Annotated in this window: 3 protein-coding genes; all 3 read left to right on the top strand. The window is 52.9% G+C overall.

Annotated features, from left to right (window positions below; all coding sequences use genetic code 11):
* The coding region (locus MVD07_RS04335) for a hypothetical protein (protein WP_297499071.1) at positions 1-930 on the top strand (930 nt) is incomplete at its 5' end.
* Positions 931-956: 26 nt separating this feature from the next.
* Positions 957-1,922, top strand: coding sequence for a DUF5305 family protein (locus tag MVD07_RS04340; protein WP_297499073.1), 966 nt, complete (start codon positions 957-959; stop codon positions 1,920-1,922).
* Between the two features lie 114 nt (positions 1,923-2,036).
* Positions 2,037-2,427 (top strand): inorganic diphosphatase (locus MVD07_RS04345; RefSeq protein ID WP_297499074.1); only part of this gene is annotated, 391 nt, incomplete at its 3' end.

The raw sequence follows: 2,427 nt of genomic DNA on the forward strand, positions 1-2,427 counted from the left end.
CTTATTCTGGCGTTTCTAGTGGGATCACTCCTCGTGGTGGGTTCAAGCGGTAATTTCAGGGGCTACGCATCCACCAGGGATGTCTCCTTTCAGGTTGTCCCACACGGTGAGGAGTACATAGGCTTTGACTGCAAAGATGGATACTCCTCGGTTGTCCTGCTAAGACCTAACTCCGAGGCCGATTTTGGGGTCATTAACATCACAAACTCCCTGCCCGAGGGAAAGATCGTTGCCATCGCTCTCGGGCCGAACTACACGGGACTTCCCTCCGGGCTTGAGGTCTCTATAGAGACCGACGACGGAGACCCCGTGAGCCTCGACGCCGGCGAAAGGTACACATTTGCTGGACATGCCTCAACCGGGAACGTTGGGGCGGGGGAGTACACCATCCCCATCGAGCTCTACGCCACATGGGATGGCGGAGGAGCATCGGTTTCAACATGCCCGCTGAAGCTGATAGTGGAGGAAGGGCCGAAGATAGATAAGGTACTCCTCTCTGGGAACACGAGCGGTATACCACTAAAAACCTACCAGGAGTGGGTCTTTCAGGTGGTCGTAACGAACCCGGGGAGCGAGGACATTGAAATAACCGTCACAGATACAATTCCCGCAGAATTCAACGTGAGCCTCTCAAGAACTGGTTCCAGTGCCGGAGAATACGCGTTTCAACCCGCCAATTGGCATGGAGTTGGCTCCTGCGGAGGATGCCATGGCTCGGCAACGAAGATGGAGTGGAACGTCACGGTGCCAGCAGGAGGAAGCGAGCACATTAACGTGACGATATTCACGAGGATAAACGGCGGTGGTCAGCAAGAGTTCACCTGCTGCGGCGACTATCCACTGAACAATGGCGCAAGGATAGTTGGCTACGATATCGTGAGCAACAGCATATGGGTCTCCACGGCCTGCAGCGGGGGCGGGGAACCTTGATGGCCTTCCAAGGAGTGTGTTAGGCTATGAAAAACATCAAGAAAGAGAAGGTGCTAAAGGTCACCCTCGCGGTCTGTATTTCAACAGCCCTCCTCTTTGGGGTTTATTCACTCGTTGCCTACTCAAAGGCCCCGTCAACGACCAGCGTTTCCTACGAGACACTCTACGTCGAGAAGGGCTCAATAACCCACAAGGGGTTCTTCTCGAACGAAACCGTTTACAGCAACGGAACCTCACTCGACCACTACCCCGAAAAGATAACCCGCTTCATAAACCTGGCCTACAGCTACGAGGCGAGACCCTCAGCAGGAGGAAGCTACCGAGCAGTCCTCAGGACAGACTACTACGTCGTCTCAAACAAGAAAAAGGTTTACATAAAGAACGTCAGCAGGGGAACGTGGAGCGGTGATTTCAGCGGGTCCTTTTCCCTATCCGTTCCCCTCAACATTTCCAGGTTCAAGTCCGACCTAAAGAAGATTAGGGAAGGTACAGGGCTCTTCAGAGCCAGCGGGGAGACTTATCTGCTCGTCCAGATAAGGGAGGAAGGAAGGGAACCCTTCACACAGAGGATAGAGCTCTCAAGGGATACCTCCGGGATGCTCAGCCTTTCCGGTGGAGAAAAGGACTACAAAAAAGTCCAGAAGCACAGTAAAACGACCGAGAACAGGATGGGATTCCTCTGGTCGAGTGTTGCGGTGTCCACTGGGAGAAAGGTTTTTCCGATCCTCTCTGCCTTTTTTGCTATCCCCCCTCTCGGCTTCCTTTATTCCAGGAGAGAGAAAAAGCCTGAGGACGAAATGAAGGGCCTGAGGAAGTTCATAGTCGAGGGTCGGCCCGAAGAAAAGAACAAGTCCATCCTCCTGGAGTCGGTGGAAGACCTTGAGAGGGTCTTTGACCTCGTTGACAAACCGATAGTCCACCACATCCGGAAGGGGAGGGACGTTTACTCCCTAACCGACGGGGAGATAACCTATGAATACATGTCAAGATGAGACCGAAAAGCGTCTTCCCCTTTCCAGTTTTTGAGTTTCTCAACCAACAACTTTAAAAACAGAACCCGAAAGCAACCTTAGAGGTTCTGTAAAAAAAGCTAGAGGTGGTTAGAGATGAACCCGTTCCACGACCTTGAGCCCGGACCGGAGGTTCCAGAGGTTGTCTACGCCCTCATAGAGATTCCAAAGGGAAGCAGAAACAAGTACGAACTCGACAAAAAGACGGGCCTTATAAAGCTCGACAGAGTCCTCTACAGCCCGTTCTTCTACCCGGTTGACTACGGAATAATCCCCCAGACCTACTACGACGACGGCGACCCCTTCGACATAATGGTGGTAATGCGCGAGCCCGTCTATCCCCTCACCATAATCGAGGCTAGGCCAATAGGCATTATGAAGATGAATGACTCCGGCGACAAGGACTGGAAGGTTTTGGCGGTTCCGGCGGAGGATCCCTACTTCAAGGACTGGAAGGATATAGACGACGTCCCAAAGGCCTTCCTCG

Source organism: Thermococcus sp. (assembly GCF_027008145.1).
Lineage (GTDB): Archaea > Methanobacteriota_B > Thermococci > Thermococcales > Thermococcaceae > Thermococcus.